This window comes from Ruegeria sp. D6, from assembly GCF_056534365.1.
This window is the reverse complement of the sequence record NZ_JBQFPH010000001.1, coordinates 1,029,780-1,048,384: the sequence shown is the minus strand read 5'-3', so window position 1 is coordinate 1,048,384 and position 18,605 is coordinate 1,029,780. Positions and strand designations below refer to the sequence as shown.

Annotated in this window: 21 protein-coding genes, 1 tRNA gene and 1 pseudogene; 6 read left to right on the top strand and 17 right to left on the bottom strand. The window is 55.6% G+C overall.

Annotation, left to right across the window (positions count from 1 at the left end; all coding sequences use genetic code 11):
* The first annotated feature begins 67 nt into the window (after positions 1-67).
* Positions 68-190 carry a hypothetical protein gene (locus ACR0A1_RS05235; protein WP_255612104.1) on the top strand — a complete coding sequence of 41 codons (123 nt, stop codon included), beginning with the start codon at positions 68-70 and terminating at the stop codon, positions 188-190.
* 185 nt (positions 191-375) lie between these two features.
* Here the strand turns inward: ACR0A1_RS05235 and ACR0A1_RS05230 are convergent, their stop codons facing one another.
* Positions 376-1,014: a MarC family protein gene (locus ACR0A1_RS05230; RefSeq protein WP_170393121.1), complete on the bottom strand. Its 639-nt coding sequence runs from the start codon at positions 1,012-1,014 to the stop codon at positions 376-378.
* A 55-nt stretch (positions 1,015-1,069) separates the two neighbouring features.
* Positions 1,070-1,522, bottom strand: a complete 453-nt coding sequence (locus ACR0A1_RS05225; protein ID WP_480866512.1) for an iron-sulfur cluster assembly scaffold protein — start codon at positions 1,520-1,522, stop codon at positions 1,070-1,072.
* 48 nt (positions 1,523-1,570) lie between these two features.
* On the opposite strand from ACR0A1_RS05225, the gene hisI reads away from it, so the two are divergent.
* Complete coding sequence (hisI, locus tag ACR0A1_RS05220; protein WP_170735072.1) at positions 1,571-1,960, top strand: phosphoribosyl-AMP cyclohydrolase; 390 nt, start codon at positions 1,571-1,573, stop codon at positions 1,958-1,960.
* Between the two features lie 23 nt (positions 1,961-1,983).
* On the opposite strand, the gene gluQRS is transcribed toward hisI, so the two are convergent.
* The 4 genes and pseudogenes from gluQRS to ACR0A1_RS05200 all read right to left on the bottom strand — a co-directional run.
* Complete coding sequence (gluQRS, locus tag ACR0A1_RS05215; RefSeq protein WP_480866510.1) at positions 1,984-2,829, bottom strand: tRNA glutamyl-Q(34) synthetase GluQRS; 846 nt, start codon at positions 2,827-2,829, stop codon at positions 1,984-1,986.
* Positions 2,826-3,440, bottom strand: coding sequence for a class I SAM-dependent methyltransferase (locus ACR0A1_RS05210; protein ID WP_170595665.1), 615 nt, complete (start codon positions 3,438-3,440; stop codon positions 2,826-2,828). Before ACR0A1_RS05210 ends, gluQRS begins: the two co-directional genes overlap by 4 nt.
* Before the next feature lie 38 nt (positions 3,441-3,478).
* The gene (gene trmFO / locus ACR0A1_RS05205) at positions 3,479-4,819 is read right to left on the bottom strand and encodes a methylenetetrahydrofolate--tRNA-(uracil(54)-C(5))-methyltransferase (FADH(2)-oxidizing) TrmFO (RefSeq protein WP_170421543.1); all 1,341 of its coding nucleotides are present in this window, start codon (positions 4,817-4,819) and stop codon (positions 3,479-3,481) included.
* Between the two features lie 251 nt (positions 4,820-5,070).
* Positions 5,071-5,865 (bottom strand): annotated as a pseudogene (locus tag ACR0A1_RS05200) (enoyl-CoA hydratase); the annotation flags it as partial.
* A 49-nt stretch (positions 5,866-5,914) separates the two neighbouring features.
* On the opposite strand from ACR0A1_RS05200, the gene ACR0A1_RS05195 reads away from it, so the two are divergent.
* Entirely contained in the window at positions 5,915-6,358 is a 444-nt protein-coding gene (locus ACR0A1_RS05195) for a PaaI family thioesterase (RefSeq protein ID WP_480866508.1), read from the top strand.
* Positions 6,359-6,417: 59 nt separating this feature from the next.
* On the opposite strand, the gene ACR0A1_RS05190 is transcribed toward ACR0A1_RS05195, so the two are convergent.
* Positions 6,418-6,645: a YjiS-like domain-containing protein gene (locus ACR0A1_RS05190; RefSeq protein ID WP_170393113.1), complete on the bottom strand. Its 228-nt coding sequence runs from the start codon at positions 6,643-6,645 to the stop codon at positions 6,418-6,420.
* A gap of 99 nt (positions 6,646-6,744) precedes the next feature.
* On the opposite strand from ACR0A1_RS05190, the gene ACR0A1_RS05185 reads away from it, so the two are divergent.
* Positions 6,745-8,148: an aminotransferase-like domain-containing protein gene (locus ACR0A1_RS05185; RefSeq protein ID WP_480866506.1), complete on the top strand. Its 1,404-nt coding sequence runs from the start codon at positions 6,745-6,747 to the stop codon at positions 8,146-8,148.
* A 3-nt stretch (positions 8,149-8,151) separates the two neighbouring features.
* Here the strand turns inward: ACR0A1_RS05185 and ACR0A1_RS05180 are convergent, their stop codons facing one another.
* Entirely contained in the window at positions 8,152-8,517 is a 366-nt protein-coding gene (locus ACR0A1_RS05180) for a nuclear transport factor 2 family protein (protein WP_480585020.1), read from the bottom strand.
* 239 nt (positions 8,518-8,756) lie between these two features.
* Here ACR0A1_RS05180 and rplM point away from each other — a divergent pair, with 239 nt between their 5' ends.
* Together rplM and rpsI are read left to right on the top strand one after the other, a co-directional pair.
* On the top strand, positions 8,757-9,215 hold the full coding sequence (rplM, locus tag ACR0A1_RS05175; protein ID WP_039536983.1) for a 50S ribosomal protein L13: 459 nt from the start codon (positions 8,757-8,759) through the stop codon (positions 9,213-9,215).
* Between the two features lie 6 nt (positions 9,216-9,221).
* Positions 9,222-9,707, top strand: coding sequence for a 30S ribosomal protein S9 (gene rpsI / locus ACR0A1_RS05170; protein ID WP_039535473.1), 486 nt, complete (start codon positions 9,222-9,224; stop codon positions 9,705-9,707).
* Between the two features lie 60 nt (positions 9,708-9,767).
* On the opposite strand, the gene ACR0A1_RS05165 is transcribed toward rpsI, so the two are convergent.
* The 9 genes from ACR0A1_RS05165 to ACR0A1_RS05125 form a co-directional block, all read right to left on the bottom strand.
* Positions 9,768-10,928, bottom strand: coding sequence for an ABC transporter substrate-binding protein (locus ACR0A1_RS05165; protein ID WP_170393109.1), 1,161 nt, complete (start codon positions 10,926-10,928; stop codon positions 9,768-9,770).
* Positions 10,929-10,958: 30 nt separating this feature from the next.
* Positions 10,959-12,845: an AMP-dependent synthetase/ligase gene (locus ACR0A1_RS05160; protein WP_480866503.1), complete on the bottom strand. Its 1,887-nt coding sequence runs from the start codon at positions 12,843-12,845 to the stop codon at positions 10,959-10,961.
* Between the two features lie 5 nt (positions 12,846-12,850).
* Positions 12,851-13,624 carry an ABC transporter ATP-binding protein gene (locus ACR0A1_RS05155; protein WP_170405694.1) on the bottom strand — a complete coding sequence of 258 codons (774 nt, stop codon included), beginning with the start codon at positions 13,622-13,624 and terminating at the stop codon, positions 12,851-12,853.
* Positions 13,621-14,385 carry an ABC transporter ATP-binding protein gene (locus tag ACR0A1_RS05150; RefSeq protein WP_480866501.1) on the bottom strand — a complete coding sequence of 255 codons (765 nt, stop codon included), beginning with the start codon at positions 14,383-14,385 and terminating at the stop codon, positions 13,621-13,623. Before ACR0A1_RS05150 ends, ACR0A1_RS05155 begins: the two co-directional genes overlap by 4 nt.
* Positions 14,382-15,479, bottom strand: coding sequence for a branched-chain amino acid ABC transporter permease (locus tag ACR0A1_RS05145; RefSeq protein ID WP_170817764.1), 1,098 nt, complete (start codon positions 15,477-15,479; stop codon positions 14,382-14,384). The genes ACR0A1_RS05150 and ACR0A1_RS05145 overlap by 4 nt, the downstream gene beginning before the upstream one ends.
* Before the next feature lie 4 nt (positions 15,480-15,483).
* Entirely contained in the window at positions 15,484-16,359 is an 876-nt protein-coding gene (locus ACR0A1_RS05140) for a branched-chain amino acid ABC transporter permease (protein ID WP_480866498.1), read from the bottom strand.
* Between the two features lie 42 nt (positions 16,360-16,401).
* Positions 16,402-17,430 carry an alcohol dehydrogenase catalytic domain-containing protein gene (locus tag ACR0A1_RS05135; protein ID WP_223118057.1) on the bottom strand — a complete coding sequence of 343 codons (1,029 nt, stop codon included), beginning with the start codon at positions 17,428-17,430 and terminating at the stop codon, positions 16,402-16,404.
* Positions 17,431-17,640: 210 nt separating this feature from the next.
* The gene (locus ACR0A1_RS05130; protein WP_170393102.1) at positions 17,641-18,195 is read right to left on the bottom strand and encodes a hypothetical protein; all 555 of its coding nucleotides are present in this window, start codon (positions 18,193-18,195) and stop codon (positions 17,641-17,643) included.
* Positions 18,196-18,397: 202 nt separating this feature from the next.
* A tRNA-Ser gene (locus ACR0A1_RS05125) sits at positions 18,398-18,487 on the bottom strand.
* Between the last annotated feature and the right edge of the window lie 118 nt (positions 18,488-18,605).

Sequence of the window (18,605 nt, the reverse complement as noted above, 5' to 3'; positions counted from 1 at the left end):
TTACCGACTCGTTAAAATATGAGAACAAAAGGTCAACAAAGGATTAAACCTGACCGGAGGTGAGACCATGCTGAGCCAGATCAAAACTGCCTTTACCCGTTCACAATCCACGATTTTGCAGGATGCAGCGGGCGCGGTTTCACTGGTTGTGATGCTGGTGGTTGCCCTTCACCTGCCAACCGGGTTCTAAGCCTTTCTGCCTGCGATCTCGTGCCGATCACACCGCGCTTGTCTCCCCGTCATAGTCAAGGGTGACCTGCCTGTCCCATTTCCCTTGAAGGGGCCTGCCTCGGCCCCGTGCGGTGATCCGGACCCTACATGAGAAACGCATGACTTGCCGCCGCCCTTTCCGCCCGGAAGGTGCGGCGGTTCTTTTTACAGCTGTCCGGTTTTGATGATTTCGATCGTGGCGGATAGAACTGAATTTACGGCGACGGATGCAAGGATCATCCCCATCACGCGGCTGATGATCGCTGCGCCCGAATGCCCGATCAACCGGATGATCGGCTCGGCCAGCAGCATCAGCACAAACGCTATGGCAATAACGACCAACATAACCAGTGCAGTGATGCTCTGATCGGCGACGCTGTATCGGTTGTTGTCCGTTAGAACCACTATCGCCAGCATCGCGCCCGGTGACGCAAGCGAAGGGACGGCCAAAGGGAAAATGGCCGGATTGGTCTTGTGCATTTTGTCGTCCAGGTCTTCTTCGGCCTGGCGCTGCTCGATCACCTGTTTGCTTTCGCCAAAGATCATGGTCAGAGCGAAGAGAAACAGAATAATTCCGCCTGCAACCTGAAACGAGTTAAGGCCGATATCCAAAGCCTCGATCACAAGTTGCCCAAAGATCAGAAAGAACAGCAGAATGCCTGCGCTGACCAACGCGGCCAGTAAAGCGGTTTTACGACGCGCACCCGTTGCGATCCCAGCAGTGACAGCGATAAAGACGGGGATGGTGCCGATCGGGTCGATCACGACCCAGAGCGTCACAAAATGTTCCAGCAAATTGTTCACGTTAGCCCCCCCAATCATTGGGGGCACCCTATACGGCTTTGTATGGAAAAGCCAATCAGGCGCAGTTGGCCTGTTCGGCCTGCTCCATCGCCTCGGCGGTCGCGTCAAGCGCCAGCAGGATTGACGCGTGGCGGTTCTTGTAGTCCCGCGCGGGCATCAGAACTTCGAGCCCGTTAAAGGGCGCCTCGGGGGCAGGGCCGTCTTTCTTCAGCATTGCGGAAAGCTGATCACGTGCGGTTTCGACCTGCGACCGCGTCGCCCCGATCACGGCGCTGCCTACGACCGAAGCCGAGGCCTGACCCAACGCACAGGCCTTGACGTCTTGCCCAAAGTCCACGATCCGCCCATCTTCGAGCTTGACGTCTACAGTCACGGTCGATCCACACAAAGGGGCTCGTTTCTTTACCGTCGCATCGGGATTATCCAAGCGATCCAGATAAGGAATATCCGCAGCTAGCGCCAAGATGCGTCCGGAATAGAGCTTGATCAGATCGGTTTCGCCGCTCATGGCTTTCCCTCGTTGTCCATTCCCCATACATAATGGCGGGATTCTGGGATGCAAAAGGTTTTTGCGATGGCTGACGCAGTCTTGTTCGATCCGTCGACACTGAAATTTAACGAGGCGGGTTTGATCCCCGCGATCGCACAGGACGAAGCGACGGGCGAGGTTCTTATGATGGCCTGGATGAATGTCCAATCCATCGAGCGCACGTTGGGAACCGGACGGGTTACGTATTGGTCGCGGTCGCGACAGGCGTTCTGGATCAAGGGCGAAAGCTCAGGCCACTTTCAGGCCCTAGTGGATTTTCGCGTCGATTGCGACAGGGATTGCCTGCTGGTCGTGGTAAACCAAACGGGGCCAGCCTGTCACACCAATCGGCGAAGTTGTTTCTACACGGCCGTCCGCGATGGGACCGAAGTCGAGCTCATGAAGCCGATGGAATAGTGGGGCCTCTGATGGTGGTCAGGTCAAATGCCCACCATCTCTCTGATTTCAGCAGGAGATGCTCCTTGTTCGCGATAAAGCGAGATGGCGCGTGCGTCGTCACGTTTTGCGAGGCGTTTGCCGTTGTTGTCCCGGATCAGACGGTGATGATGATAAACAGGTGTCGGCAACCCAAGCAGCCCTTGTAAAAGGACATGTATCTGCGTGGCATCGAACAAATCCTCGCCCCGGACCACATGGGAGATGTTCTGATCCGCATCATCAACCACGACGGACAGGTGATACGAACTGCCCATATTGCGCCGAACGAGAATGATGTCGCCAACCGCGTTCATGAGGTTGTGCGCATCAAGCTCATGCGTTCCCAAATACTTCGCACCAGTTTCACAAAATCCACGAAGTTCGGATGCCTTGATTGCCTTGTGCATGTTCAGGCGCAGAACATCCCCAGCTGAAGCATCCGACAAAGGGCGGTCGCGGCACGTGCCTGGATAGATGCGCCCGTCAGGTCCGAACTGGGGTACACCTTCCTGCGGAGCACCGGCCGCAGATTCGATATCGGCACGATTGCAGCTGCAAGGGTAGACAAGGCCCATGTTTTTCAGAATTTCCAATGCCTCTCTGTATCGCGGCAGCCTGTCCGACTGGCGCATCGCCGGGTGCGGCCAGCGCAGTCCAAGCCAGTGCAGGTCGTCGTAGATCTGGGTTTCCCAATGGGACCTGGATCGCGATTGATCAATATCTTCGATCCGTAAAAGAAATGATCCACCCGCAGCCCGTGCCTGATCAAACGCAAGAAGCGCGGAATAGGCATGCCCCAAATGCAGCGGACCTGTTGGCGATGGCGCAAAACGCGTTGTGAATGTCACGTTTTTTCAACAACATAAACGTCTGATTTCATGTCCATACCCGGTAGATGCGGACCGTATTCGCGGAATAACAGCCTTGCGTGACCCATGTCCAGCCAGTCGTTCAGCCGCCCGGTGTAAGTGCGGTCAGCCAAAGTGTGATCGTTGAAGGAAAACGCCAGATATCCGCCACGTGGCAGCGCGTTCATAAGTAGATCAAAGGTTTCAGGCGGCGCGGCACCAACGCCGATGACGCCAATGCATGTTATGGCTGAGTAAGCCTCGGCCTCAATGGGGTTGGGATCAGTAACTTCGAAGTTTATCAAGTTGCGATAAACCCCCTTGGCAGCGGCACCTTCCAGCATCTTTGGTGTTGGATCCATCCCATCGATGACACGAAAACCCGCCTTGCGAAGTGCTAAACCCGACAACCCGGTACCGCATCCGTAGTCCAGCACCGGCACATCAGCATCTGAGACAAAGGATTTCAATGCTGCCGCAACACGGTCCGGGGTGACATATCCGTGCTCACCGACCTCATCATCGTATGAGGCCGCCCATTTCTGGTAGTGATCGTGCGTTTCCTGGGCAGAATTCAGATTGTATGTGTCTTTCAGAAACTTATCGCTCATAACTTACATGTTAGGCGCAGGCTGGGGGCGACGTCCAGTCAACACTGCTTTACCCAATCGCTCCAGACTTCCTTGGCGCGATCGGTATAGGCCTTGTAGCGGTCCTTGCGGCCTCGGCGCCCCCCCTTCAGGCCGTCGACCGGGCGAAACAGACCGAAATTCACGTTCATCGGCTGGAAGGTCTTGGCTTCGGCGCCGCCCGTGATGTGGTGGATCAATGCGCCCATCGCACTGTCTTGCGGTACGTCGGGAAGGGATCGGCCTAGTATTTCGGCAGCGGCCAAACGGCCTGCCAAAAGGCCCATCGCTGCGCTTTCCACATAGCCTTCCACCCCCGTGATTTGCCCCGCAAAACGAATATTTGGCCTAGACTTGAGCCGCATCTGCGCGTCCAGCAAAGTCGGAGAGTTGATGAAAGTGTTGCGGTGAATGCCACCCAATCGCGCAAAGCTGGCATTTTCCAGACCCGGTATCATACGAAATACCTCGGTTTGCGCACCGTATTTCATCTTGGTTTGGAAACCGACGATGTTGAACAACGTGCCCAAGGCATTGTCGCGCCGCAATTGGACGACGGCATAAGGTTTTACGTCCGGTTGATGCGGATTTGTCAGGCCAACAGGTTTCATCGGGCCATGGCGTAAAGTTTCACGACCGCGCTCGGCCATAACCTCGATCGGCAGACAGCCGTCGAAATAACCAGCGGTCTCTCCCTCGTGGAATTCGGTCTTATCTGCAGCCAGCAGCGCATTAATGAAGGCTTCGTGCTGGTCACGATCCATCGGACAGTTGAGGTAGGCGGTGCGCTCTTCCTCAGTCTCGCCCTTATCGTAGCGTGACTGCATCCAGGCTTTGCTCATATCAATGCTGTCTGCATAGACGATGGGGGCGATCGCATCGAAAAAGGCCAGCGCCTCGGCACCAGTCTCTGCGCGAATGGCTTCCCCCAATGCGGGCGAGGTCAACGGCCCGGTTGCAAAGATCCACTTTCCGTCTTGGGGTAGACTGGTTACTTCTTCCGCTGAGACCGAGACCCGTGGATGGGCCTTCAGCTTGGCAGTTACGGCTTCGGCAAAAGGATCACGGTCAACCGCAAGCGCGCCACCCGCAGGCAGGCGATGGCTATCTGCGGTCGTCATGATCAACCCGTTTGCCGCGCGCATTTCCCAATGCAGCAAGCCGACTGCGTTCTGTTCATCATCATCCGATCGGAATGAGTTCGAACACACCATCTCGGCCAGATTGCCGGTCTGGTGTGCAAACGTGCCCACATTAGGACGCATTTCGTGGATCACGACATCCACGCCCATTTCCGCTGCCTGCCAGGCGGCCTCGGACCCGGCCATGCCGCCGCCCACGATATGCAATGTCTCTGTCATGTGCTGCCAAATAGGGCAGAGCAGCGCCATGCGCAATGCGCAGTAATCGCTTTAGTTCTGAGGGGGATTCTTGGGGTCGCCGCTGCGGGAATGTCAACGCCGGTGAGAGAAACCAGCTTGGAGGGACCTTCCGCCCACGGCGACCCAAAAGTATGGTCAGGCCTTGGCCTTGACCCAGCTTTGCCACAGTGTCGCCCTTTTGAAAAGTGAAAAAATGCGAACAGTCGGCAAAAATGTATTAAATAATTGCGTTACTGGTGCCAATCAGGCGGGCGCTTTTCGATAAAGGCACTAATTCCTTCCTCAGTATTCCGGTCCATCATATTCTGTGCCATTACCTCGGCGGTATAATCGTATGCCTGATCAGTCCGCATTGTAATCTGTTGATAAAAAGCGGTTTTACCGATTTTCACCGCACTGCTGAGCTTGCCTGCCAACTTCTCGGCCAACGCATTGGTTTCATCTTCCAACAAGTTCTCGGGAACCGCTCGATTGATCAGACCCAGCTCAGCCGCGCGTTCGGCGGTGATAAAATCACCGGTCGTGAGCATTTCAAACGCCTGTTTCCGCGGTATATTCCGGCTGAGAGCCACCATCGGAGTGGAGCAGAACAAGCCGATATTGACACCATTTACGCCGAACCGTGTACCCTCGGCCGCGATTGCCAGGTCACAGGTTGCTACAAGCTGACACCCTGCGGCAGTGGCGATCCCGTGCGCTTGGGCGATCACGGGTTGGGGCAGGGACTGAATGGACATCATCATCTTGGCACATCGGTCGAACAGATCCTGAAAATAGGAAAGCCCACCATCGGGTGCCTGCCGCCCCTGGGTCATCTGTTTCAGATCGTGCCCCGCGCAAAAGGCTTTCCCCGCACCGGAAAGAACAACAACACGAATCGACTTGTCTTCGCGCAGCGCATTGAACTCTGCCTGCAGGGCCGCCAGCATTTCATCGCTGAGGGCGTTCAACCGCTCAGGCGCGTTCATTCGAAGCCGTGCAATCGCACCTGTGTCGTGACGTTCCAGAATTGCCATCTTGCCCTCCCGCTGGCGTTCAGGCCAACTCTAGGCGGGCAGAGCGACGAGGGGAAGCATGTCATTAGTACTGAACAAGCAAGAATTGACGGAATACCTGGCGCAGGTGTTTCCACAGGTTCATAGCGACTTTGTGGTCGAGGATCTGACAGAAGCCAACATCACCATGCGCCTGAGGGTCGAAGACCGTCACCTGCGCCCCGGAGGCACAGTATCTGGTCCGTCCATGTTCGGGCTGGCCGATGTCAGTGTATATGCAATGGTTTTGGCACGGAAAGGTCGGCAATCTCTGGCTGTCACCACCAACAGTTCTCTGGATTTCTTGCGCAAGCCCGAAGGCGGGGCGGACCTGATTGCTGAGTGTAGGTTGTTGAAATTAGGTCGAACTCTGGCTGTCGGGGATGTGCTGATTTACTCGGAAGGCTCTGACAAACCCGTCGCGCGGGCCAGCATGACCTATTCGCTTCCTCCAGAAGGCTCAGCCGCTGCTGCCTTTGGGTAAAAAAGGCCGGGGATAAACCCCGGCCAGGAAGAGGTCCCTTAGATGGGACTGGGGATAGTCTATTTCATCCAGAAATAGCGGCTGACTTCTGCATCTGCCCGATGGCGGGTCAGCCCGACATCGCGGAGCAGCCTGTCATCCAGCTTACCTAAGTTTACCCGGCTGCGGCGGCGTTGTTCCCATTGTGTGACCGACGCCGCAAACCGCACGGCCAGCGCGGCGATCAGCGGCAGCCGGGGGCTGTCGTTCAGCAGCAAGAGGGCGGGGTTGTGCATTGCGCGTGTCATCTTGGGTATCCTTTCAAATTGTATTGACACAAAGTAAATATGTTCGGTACACTGCCTTGATACATTCAGCATTGTGTCGAAATCAAAGGAAGAATTGTAATGGATACAATTTGGCCAGAGGCGTTACCGAAATCCAAAGGTCCAAAATATACTCTGGTCGCTGACACGATCCGAAAAGCGATAGAAAACAAAACACTGGAGGTTGGAAAGAAACTACCTCCGGTGCGTGAGTTAGCGTATCGATTAAAGATTACACCAGGCACTGTCGCGCGCGCCTATACGATCCTGACCGATGAAGGTTTGCTACAAGCCGAGGTCGGGCGTGGTACATTTGTAGCCCCGCCGAGATCGCCCATTCTGGATGATGTCTGGTCGCGGCAGCTACATCTGAGGGACGACAAATATGAATCCAATGTCAGCCTGTTCAGCCCACGCTTGCCGGATGTGGGGCAGGTGACATTAATCCGCGAATGCCTTGAAAAGGTTGCAAAAGGCGATCCGCGGATGTTTATGAACTATCCGACCCGAGATGCCTACCTACCCGTGCGTCAGGTTGTGGCCGACTGGTTGTCAGATCTTCCTCTGGGCTCATTGAATGCAGATGACATTGTACTGACACACGGTGGGCAAAGTGGCATTTGCGTCGTGTTCCAGACCGTTCTGAAAGATCCGAAACCCATCGTGTTGGTTGAGGACTTGTCTTATGCCGGATTCAGACGGGCAGGTGAGTTGATGCGCGCCGAGGTTGTCGGGGTAAAAATGGACAAATGGGGCATAAGCCCCGAGGCGCTAGACCACATCCTCAGGCAAACGAAGGCGCAGGCGATCTGCGTCTCACCCGAAGTGCAGAACCCAACGGGCGGGCATTCACCTTTGGAGCGGCGCAAAGAAGTTGTCGAGATTGCGCGAAAGCATGAATTACAGATCATCGAAGACGATTGCTATCGCATGGGCGAGGCCCGCGCGCCCAGCTATCGTGCTTTGGCACCCGAACGGGGCTGGCATGTTTCGTCAATTTCGAAAACTCTCACACCAGCATTACGGGTAGGTTTCGCCATCGCACCGAAAGAGCAGAGCGTCGATCTGCGGCGTTCTGCAGAATACGGGTATTTCGGGCTCGCCCAGCCTTTGGCTGAGTTGACGCGGTTGCTGTTGGGACATCCAGAGGCGAGGCAACTTGCAAAAAACGTCCGTACCAAGATGGGCGAATATGTACGTGTGGCGGTAAACGCCCTGGGCGGCTTCGATCTAAACTGGGATTCTGAAATTCCCTTCGTCTGGCTTCATCTGCCTTCCGGTTGGCGGTCTGCTGCGTTCAGCCGGGCGGCCGAGCGGGAAGGTATTCAGCTGCGATCGGCCGATGAATTCGCGCTGCGGGATGGTCGCGCGCCAAATGCCGTTCGTATAGCGGTGAATGGGCATGTCTCGCTTGAGAAGTTCGAAGATGCCATGCTGCGCCTGCGCGCGCTGCTGGATAACCCACCCGAACAAATAAGCGTCTAGCCGTTATTGCACCGGGGAAGGGTCGCCGAAAAAGCCCGACAAATGTGCAATTTTACCATCGGCATCGAGACGAATGAAATCATGTCCGGCCACCATAATGGAACCATCGGGAGCAACCATATGCCAGGTGAAGTGGACCACATCATGGTGTGAATTCGGCTCACTGGTCAGCTCAACTCGGCCCTTTGTATCACTCAGAACCGCTCCGATATGGGCATTGAGTTGATCTCTGCCGGAAACTTCTGCAGTTGGATCGACGTAACGACCAGTTTGTGTAAAACACTGCTCAAGAAGGCTCAGTCGCCTTTCGGGATCGGTCGACTGCCATGCCGCACCATAGGCAGCGATAACCTGTTCCAATTCTTGCATTGCCACCTCCGACATTGGATGATCTTGGTTGAGTCTAGCTTAGCTAAACTACGTAAAGTTGGATATGCCGAAGAAATTTTGGGGTAAAATAATACCTATTTTATAAGTTATTGTTATTGATAGATATATTATACTTTGCCTGTATTGACCTGCATAACTAGTAGGTCTAAACCCCCTCCATCGAATTCGGGCCGCTCCGCCAAGGGGCGGTCTTTCACATCAAACAGGACTATCCTGCCATGAAAACCTTTTCTGCAACACCTGCAGACATCGACAAGAAATGGATCCTGATCGACGCCGAGGGCGTTGTTCTGGGCCGTCTTGCCTCGATCGTCGCCATGCGCCTGCGTGGCAAGCACAAAGCGTCGTTCACACCCAACATGGACATGGGCGACAATGTCATCGTGATCAACGCTGACAAAATCCAGATGACCGGCAAGAAGCGCGAAGAGAACTTCTACTGGCACACTGGCCACCCGGGCGGCATCAAGTCGCGCACCAAGCAGCAGATCCTTGAGGGTGCACACCCCGAGCGCGTCGTGACCCAAGCGGTCAAGCGCATGCTGCCGGGCAACCGTCTGGCGCGTCAGCAGATGACCAACCTGCGCGTTTATGCTGGTGCCGAGCATCCTCATGAGGCGCAAGCGCCCGAAGTTCTGGACGTAAAGTCCATGAACAAGAAAAACACCCGGAGCTAATGACCGATGGCTGATCAGATCAATACTCTCGAAGAGCTGAGCGCCGTCGCAGGCGTTGAAACCGTGGCCGAAGAAGTCATCGTACGTGAACCCGTACGTGACGAGCTGGGTCGTTCCTACGCCACCGGCAAGCGTAAAGACGCTGTCGCCCGCGTTTGGATCAAGCCGGGTTCCGGCAAAGTCACCGTAAACGGCAAGGATCAGGACAAGTATTTTGCGCGTCCCGTTCTGCAGCTGATCCTGCGCCAGCCGTTCCAGGTTGCTGGTGTGGAAGGTGAGTTCGACGTTGTTGCAACCGTCAAAGGCGGTGGCCTGACCGGTCAGGCCGGTGCGGTCAAGCACGGTATCTCGAAAGCGCTGCAACTGTACGATCCGTCGCTGCGTGGCGCTCTGAAAGCCGCTGGCTTCCTGACCCGCGACAGCCGCGTTGTGGAACGTAAGAAATACGGTAAGCGTAAAGCGCGTCGTTCGTTCCAGTTCTCGAAGCGTTAATCGCTACGGATACCGAATTGGCAAGGGCTCGCAACTGCGAGCCCTTTTTCTTTGGTCGGTTTATTCTTCGTAAACCAGTTTCCACGCACCATTTTCGACGACGCTGACAAATACAGAGTCAGCACCCTGATGGTCATCGGGCCCATATGTGATCTGGTTGCCGACCAACTCATCCATGTAATCCAGAGATTCCATCGCGGCGATAAAGCTATCATGCGTCAGATCAGGACCTGCAGCTTCAAGCGCTTTGACCATCATCTCGGCCGCTGAATAGCCCAGCATTGAAAATCCGACCGGGTCTTCGCCCGTAGCCTCTTTGTATTCAGCAATAAATGCTGCCGGGGCTGGCTCTTCGGCGCGCGCCCAGAGATCCAGCCACGAGGCCGCCGCATAGAAACCGTCGGTCACACCACCGGGCACCTGCGCCACCACGGTTAGGAAGCTGGCAGAGGTGCCGAGGAACTTCATGTCGGTCAGGCCCATTTTCTTGGCCGTTCCAACAACAGTGATTGCCTGACGCACGCCGAGCGCCATCGTGACGATGTCACAACCTTCTTCTTTAAGCTTGCTCAAGGACCCCACGAAATCCGTCTCGTCCGGTTTATGGGTGGTCTCAGCGCCGAAAGTGATGCCAGCCTCTTCGGCTCCCGCTTTGCTGCCTTCCAGAATTTCCTCACCGAAATCGGTGGGCAGATACATGGTGCAAACGGTTTGCGATCCGAACTCACCGTTCAGATACTTCACCCCGATCCGAGCTTGATCGTAATAGGTCGAGAATGAGGTGAACTTGTTCTTCATCGGCTCTTGCAGCATTTGCCGCGCGGCGGTTAGAGGGGCGACGTTGGGAATACCTTTCGGGTCCAGCAGCTTGAACCCAGCAACATTCATCGGCGTACCCAGCGACTGCAACATCGCGAAAACCTTGTCGCGGTTCAGCAGCTTGTTATAGCCCTGCATCGCGCGTGGCATCTGATAGCCGTTATCCTCGACGACAAAGCGGATCTTGCGGCCATGCACGCCACCCTCGGCGTTGACGCGATCAAAGACCACATTTGCGCCTTTGGTGGCCGGAACGCCCACGGCAGCGAAGATGCCGCTGAGGTCGTTGACTGAGCCAATGACGATCTCGTCATCTGTCACGCCTTGTGTTTGCGCCCAGCTGATCGTGGCGGATGCAGTCAATGCCGTCGCTGCGGCAAGGCCCTTAAATAAGTGTTTCATACTTCTCCTCCCTGTTGGGTCGCCCCTTAACTAATTGTACATATCTTCAATGAGATGTGCGTGTTTCTTTTCCACCAGACCACGTTTGAGTTTCATCGTCGCCGTCAGCTCCTCATCTTCGGCAGTGAGCAACACATCGATCAGCCGGAAATTCTTGATCTGTTCGACCCGCGCAAAGTCCTTATTGACCGCTGCGATTTCATTGCCGATCAACTCCGTCACTTCGGACGCAGCACAAAGGGAAGAAAAGTTCGAAAAGGGGATCTTGCGCTCTTGTGCGAATTTCTCAACGTTTTCCTGATCGATCATGATTAGCGCCGTCAGGTACTTGCGCCGATCCCCGATGATCACCGCGTCCGAGATATACTGGCTGAACTTCAACCCGCTCTCGATCTCTGCGGGCGTGACGTTCTTACCGCCCGCAGTAATGATGATGTCCTTGAGGCGCCCTGTGATGGTGACAAAGCCTTCCTCGTCGATATGCCCCATATCCCCAGTGCGCAGCCAACCGTCGCAGGTGAAGCTTTCAGCTGTTTTGGCATTGTTGCGCCAGTAGCCTTGAAAGACGTTCAGGCCTTTGACCTGAATTTCTCCGTCTTCCGCGATGCGCAGGTCGTTGCCAGGAACAGGTTTTCCAATGGTGCCGATCTTGTTGGCCTCAAGCGTGTTCAGCGCTGCTATGCCGGCGGTTTCAGTCATACCGAAGCCCTCGACAATGGGCACACCAATTGCCCAATACCACCTGAGCAAATCGGGAGAGATCGGCGCTGCACCAGAGCCGCCTCGGCGGAGACGATCTAAGCCCAGCATCCGGCGCAGGTTACGCAGGACAAGCCGATCCCAAAGCCAGAACTGCATAGCGATCGGTGCTGGAACAGGTTTGCCTGCAAGGATAAATTCGGCCCGCGCCATTCCAGACTTGAGCGCCTGTGCAAAGGCGAAGCGCCCTGTGGGCGTTGCTTCTTTCGCCATGAACATGACCTGCGAGTAGATCTTCTCCCACACGCGCGGGACGGCAGTGAAGGTGGCGGGAGAGACCTCTTGCAGGTTGGAGAACACTGTCTCGGGGCTTTCAGCGAAATTCACAGTAGTCTTCATCGCAAGCGGGTAGTAGATCGATACGTCGCGTTCGAGGATATGACAGAGCGGCAGAAAACATAGCTGTTCGTCGGCTGATTGGGAGGGCAGGGAATGTGCCCCTGCCTCGATCGCGGCCATGATGTTCTCATGGCTCAGCATGGCGCCTTTGGGATTACCGGTGGTACCTGAAGTATATATGAGCAGGGCGGTGTCTTGTGACGTGGTTTCAGCGATTTCTGCTTCGAATGCGCCGGGTTCATCGACCTGAGCCTGCTGCCCCAGAGCGTACAAGTCCTCGATCATCATGCAACGCGGATGATCCAGGTCGTGCAGGCCTTCATCCTCAAGGATAATGACCTTGAGCAAATCGGGCAGATCCGCCTCGACTTCGAGGAACTTGTCCAACTGCTCTTCATCTTCAACGATCAGAAACCGGCTGCCACTGTCATTGATCAGATATTTTAACTGGCTGGCCGAATCTGTGGTGTAGACGCCCGAAGCAATCCCTCCGACACACTGGATGCCCATGTCGAACCACGCCCATTCCTTGCGGTCTTCGGACAGGATCGAGACAACCTCGCCACGTTGCAGACCCAGCTTGCGCAGGGCCAGCCCGATCCATTTGGCGTGTTGCCAGTAGTCGGCCCATGAGTAGGATTTCCAGATGCCGAAGTCCTTCTCGCGATGCGCCGTACGCTGTTCCAGTTCGGCACAGCGTTTCTGGAATAGCTCGCATATCGTGACACAGCCATCGACTCGCAGGGGTCTCTGACCTGGCGTAGCGTTGAACTGCACACCGTTGATTCTGGTCTGAGGGGGCAGGGGGCTTGCGTCCATCCAGCTCACCTCCATGTCTTCTTGCGTTTCCAGCGGCGGTTTTCTCGCGCGCCTTCTTCCTGAACGCCCAGATAGAAATTCTGAATGTCCTCGGATTGCAGCAAGGTTTCAGCCGCACCATCCATAACGATCCGTCCGATCTCCATTACATAGCCATGATGGGCGAGTTCCAGTGCCGCATTGGCGTTCTGCTCGACCAGCATCATTGTCATGCTCTGTTCGTCATTCAGGCGTTTGAGAATGCCAAAAATCTCTTGCACCAGCAGCGGCGATAGGCCCAGCGAGGGCTCATCCAGCAGCATGATACGCGGGTTAGCCATCAGGCCGCGCCCAATCGCCAGCATCTGCTGTTGCCCGCCGGACAGAGTGCCAGCCTCTTGATTGCGGCGGTCTTTCAACACAGGAAAGTAGGAAAACACCAGATCGCGGTCATGATCGATCTGTCCTTTATCCGACAGGGTATAAGCCCCAAGATTCAGATTCTCGTCGACGGTCAAAAGTGGAAAGACCTCGCGTCCCTCGGGCACATGGACGATGCCTTTTTGCACGACCTTGTGAGGTTCCGATCCCTGTATCTGCTGACCGTCAAATGTGATTGAACCTTTTTCGGGATCCATCACGCCTGAGATTGTTTTCATCAGCGTTGTCTTGCCCGCGCCATTTGCGCCCAGGATTGAAACGACCTGCCCTCGATGCACGTCCAATGACACGCCACGAATGGCCATGATCGGGCCATAAAAGCTTTCAACATTGCGAATGCTAAGGATCGGTTGGTTCATGAAGCTTTGCCCAAATAGGCCTCTACCACAGCAGGATGAGATTGAACTTCGGCTGGGGTTCCAAGGGCAAGCTTCGCTCCGTCGGCCATGGCAAGAACCCGGTCGGACACGCCCGAGACCAGACCCATATCGTGCTCTACCATAAGCACGGTAATGCCCATCTGACGCCGGATGTCATCGATCCACCAACGCATATCTGTGGTCTCTTCCACCGATAGGCCCGAGGCGGGTTCGTCCAACAGCAGGAGTTTTGGATCGGTGGCCAACGCTCGGGCGACTTCGACCACCTTACGCACGCCATAGGGGAGGCCCGAGATCATCTTGTCACGAAAGGCCTGGAGGTCGAGGAAGTCGATGATCTCTTCAACCTTTTCTCGGTTCTCGATCTCCTGCTGTCGTGCAGAGGGCGTGAACAGAATTTCCGAGATCAGATTGGTTTTGCGGTGCCGGTGGCGACCGACCAGGAGGTTCTGCAAAACGGTCGCATGTTCGAACAGTTCAATGTTCTGGAACGTCCGCGCGACGCCATAGGCCGCGACACCCGAGGGCTTGATAAGCAGCAGATCATGCCCGTCAAAGTGGATCGCCCCTGCATAAGGATCATAGAAGCGCGAAATCAGGTTGAAGACCGTTGATTTGCCTGCGCCGTTGGGACCGACGATGGCGAACACCTCACCTTCTTGCACGTTGAAGGACAGATCATCCACAGCAGTCAGACCGCCGAATTTCAGGGTAACGTTTTCAAACTCCAGCAAGCTCATCTCAGACGCTCCGTCTTGAGATAGGACTTTTGTCTTTTGAACATGTCCTTGCGGTAGAAGGGGAACAGTTCGAACCACGTCCGGATTTTTAGCCATCGACCATACAAACCCATCGGTTCGAACAGGATGAAGGCGATCAGGATCATGCCAAAGATGCCGAATTCGAGCCCCGGAATGGCGACCGTATTGCCGCCAAACAGGGCTGCTGCGTATTCCTTTGAAATCGACAGAAACTGCGGCAGGAAACCGATCACGATTGCGCCCAAAAACGCGCCATGGATTGAGCCCAGACCTCCGATAACGATCATCATCAGCAATTGGATGGAAATTACGACACTGAAGGTCTCGTTATTGAACGCCCCAGAGAACATACCCATCAATGCGCCTGCTAGTCCGGTGACCGCGCAGGAGAGGGCGAAAGAGATCGTCTTGGTGCGCGCGATATCCACACCCATCGCCTGCGCTGAGACCTCAGAGTCTCGTACGGCGATGAAGCTGCGGCCCAAGGGCGCGCGCAATAGGTTGATATAGCCCAGTGTCACGATAACGGCGACGGCCAGCACCAGCCAGAAAAACGGGGCCGGGGTGGCCCAACGATCGACCAGATGTCCGAAGATTTCGACACCACCCAGATATTTACCCGCGACACCTCCGGTGACGGGTTCGGCCAGAACGATGATGTCGTCCATGAGCACAGACAGAGCCAGGGTGAAGATCGCAAGATAGATGCCATGCAGGCGCAGGGCAGGAATAGCGACGGTTGCTCCGACGATGCCGGTCAACAGGCCCGCCAACGGGAACGCCAGCAGAAAGGGCACCCCAGCCTCAATCAGGATGACATTGGCATAGCACCCAACGGCCAGAAAGGCGGCATGGCCAAGGCTGGCCTGCCCGGTATGGCCGGTTAGGATCATCAAGCCCAAACCCGCGATGGCCCAGATCAGGACATTAGTCAGTTCCCCAAGATAGAAATCATCCAGCCACCACGGCGCAGCGGCTACGACCGCCAACAGGATCAGATAGAGGCTAAGCTGATAGCCATCCTTCCACGGGCGAATGTCCTGCATATAGTTTGTTTTGAAAACAATCCGCATGCGATCAGACCTTCTTGACCCGCACCTGGCTGAACAGCCCATGCGGTCGAAAGATCAGAACTGCCAGCAACAGCGCATAAGGCGCGATCTGACTGTACCCGGCTGCGATATAGCGGCTGGCAAAGGGCTCGATTACGCCGACGATTAGCCCGCCGGCCAAAGCGCCGGGCAGGCTGCCGAATCCGCCTATCACAGCTGCTGCAAATGCCTTGATTCCCAGAAGCCCAGTTGTGGGATCGACCGAGCCTTTGGCCGCGAACAAAATTCCGGCAATCCCAGCGACAACTCCGGCCAATGCCCAGATTAAGCCCTGAACCCACTTGACCGGGATCCCCATGTAATATGCCGCCAACTGGTTTTGAGACGCACCTTGCATGGCAAGCCCCAGCTTGGTCTTGCTGAAGAACACATAAAGACCCCAGGTCAGTAGGACGGTGACAACAATCACGGCCACGTCCTCCATCCCCAGCACAAGACCACCGAACCGGATTTCCTTACCAGCCAATGGGTTCTGCAGCGTTTGCGGCTCGTGCCCCCAGATCAGACCAGCTGCAAACCTGATCACAAAGCCCAAGGCGATGGTTAGGATCACCACGGCAGTCTGACTTTCGCCAAAGACGCGGCGGATGATCAGCCGATCGATCAGATACCCAAGTGCGCCCATAATCCCCAGTGAAATCGGTAGCGCCAGCCAGAAGGGCAGCCCCATATATTCCGTATTCGTAAGGCCAATGGTGACAAACGCACCCAGCATCATGAAATCGCCCTGCGCAAAATTCACTGCCTCGGTGGCTTTGTAAATCAGTACAAAGCCAAGGGCGATCAGGCCGTAGACACAACCATTCGCCAGCCCGCTAATCAGCAGCTGTGCGTTATCCAATCTCACCCTCCCTAAGCCGGTTAAGTCCGGCGCTTTGTTCTACTATGGAGTGATTATCACCTTCCCGTCACTCTTTTTCAGAGCATCCGCCAGATTTGGCAGCACTTCTCGTAGCGAAAGCCGTGCGGAAACATCTGTGCGCCAGCGCCCATCTGCAAATCGCGCCTGCACTTCGCTGACAACTCGCATTTGATCAGCCGGGGGGGTGTCCATCATCCAGCGGGTCAGCCAGAAACCCTCGATCCGTTTGCTCATGAAGATCAACTGGCCCATCTGAGTCAACTTCGGCATTTCCGTACTGAGTTTCCCATAGCAAACCCACCGCGCGCCATTGGGCATCGCGCAGAACACCTGCTCTGACAGTTGGTCGGCAACCGCGTCGAGAAAAACACGAGGTTTCAGATCTGCACTGATCGTGGCAAACCGCGTCGGCGCATCCGTATCGCTGGTCACGACCACCTCTGCCGCACCCAGGCCTTTTAACATCTCGACCGTTTCGGCGCGCCGCACCAGAGCGATCGGTTTCAACCCAAGATCCCGTCCAAGGCTGCACATCAACTTACCAAGCTGGCTGGTGGCGGCAGAGACTACAAAAGCCTCGCCCTCAGCCCGAGCGATATCCACCATCGCCATTGCGGTTAGCGGGTTTACGATCTGCGCCGCCCCGTCTTCATCCGAGATTTCGGGGCGCAAGGGGATACACATCTGGGCCTGCGTCACAACATATTCGGCCCAAGCACCAGAGCCTGCTGCCACAAAGGCCACGCGCTGATCCAGCAGTGCGTCAGCCCCGGTACCGGTGGCAACAACATCTCCGCACCCCTCGAACCCTGCTGCGGCGCCTTTGACCCGCGGCTGACCATATTCCCCTTTGATGAAATGAATATCTGACGGGTTCACCGAGGCTGTGCGCAGTTTGATCAAAACCTGTCCCGCCTTGGGCACAGGCAAAGGCAGCTCGGCCTCCGCTAACCAGTCCGAGGCATTCTCCAGCGTCGGTCCCGTGGCTGTGCCGGAATATCCGTCCTGCGTCTGAACAACGGCAAACATGGTGTCGGGCAGGGTGGTCATCGTTCGATCCTTCTTTGATGCGAGTTCAGCACGAGGCCTTCGTCGTCACAATGTAACACACTGACAAAAGGTTTTATTTTTTAAAAACAATCTCAAGAAAGCAATCAAACACGGTGAGCTATGTCAATTGGGTAATGCCGTAATGTGACGCAAATTAAGTCGCATCCCGACCGGGTGAACCAGCCCTCTTGGGGCTGGTTCTGGAATTGATCACTGCTGCGTCATCAGATTGCGCAGATCCTGTATCTTCGCGACAACCAGCTCAGGCGACGCTTTGATCTCGTCGAGGATCTTCATAACCTGTGTTTTGATGTCCTGAGACAAGGCGCTTTCCTGAACCGACGTGACGATTGCGTCATAGTCGAAATTCTGCGCGGTCAGCATGCCGTCCTGAACCCACGAGTTGAACAGTTCCTGCCCCTGACCGGCAAGCGCTGCGACCTGATCGCCAGCTGCTGAGGCTGCATCATTGGCCTGCTCGGTCAAAGATGTAGCAGCGTCGCTGGCCTGTTCCGATACCGAAGATGCAGCTTCCGAGGCCTGATCAGCAATCGAGGACGCAGCCTCGGATGCTTGTTCAGTCGCCGCCTCAACGGCATCAGCAGCGCCCTCTTGTATTGCCGACGCTGCTTCACCAACCGCCTCTGAGGCATCTTCAGCCGCCGATTGCAACTGCTCGGCAGGGGTTGGTTCAGGTTTTGTGGCGAAATAGTAAGCGCCTCCGCCGATAACGGCGATGGCTACGATAAGTAAAAGACGCGACATTGGATGTCTCCTTCAAATGATGTGTCGCTCAGATGGGGTTAACGTACGTTAAAGCAAAGGGGAAAACACGTGAGTTTGCAGCATATTGCGGGTTTGAGCCACACTGCGCTGATTGACACTGCAGGCAGTGGCAACATCATGCCATCCATTGCAGGAATCGCAACACAAGCAAAGAAACAGCCTTGAACGATGAATTGATTTATGGCGGAGAGACAGGGATTCGAACCCTGGGTGGGCTTGCACCCACAACGGTTTTCGAGACCGCCCCGTTCGACCACTCCGGCACCTCTCCGCGGGGGTCTGTGAGGGGGGGATTTAGTGGTGAACGGGCAGGGGTGCAAGCAGAAAATTCCGGATTTTGACGTTAGTGGGATTTTCCATTGCCAGAGGTAAGAAAACACCTAGGCTGA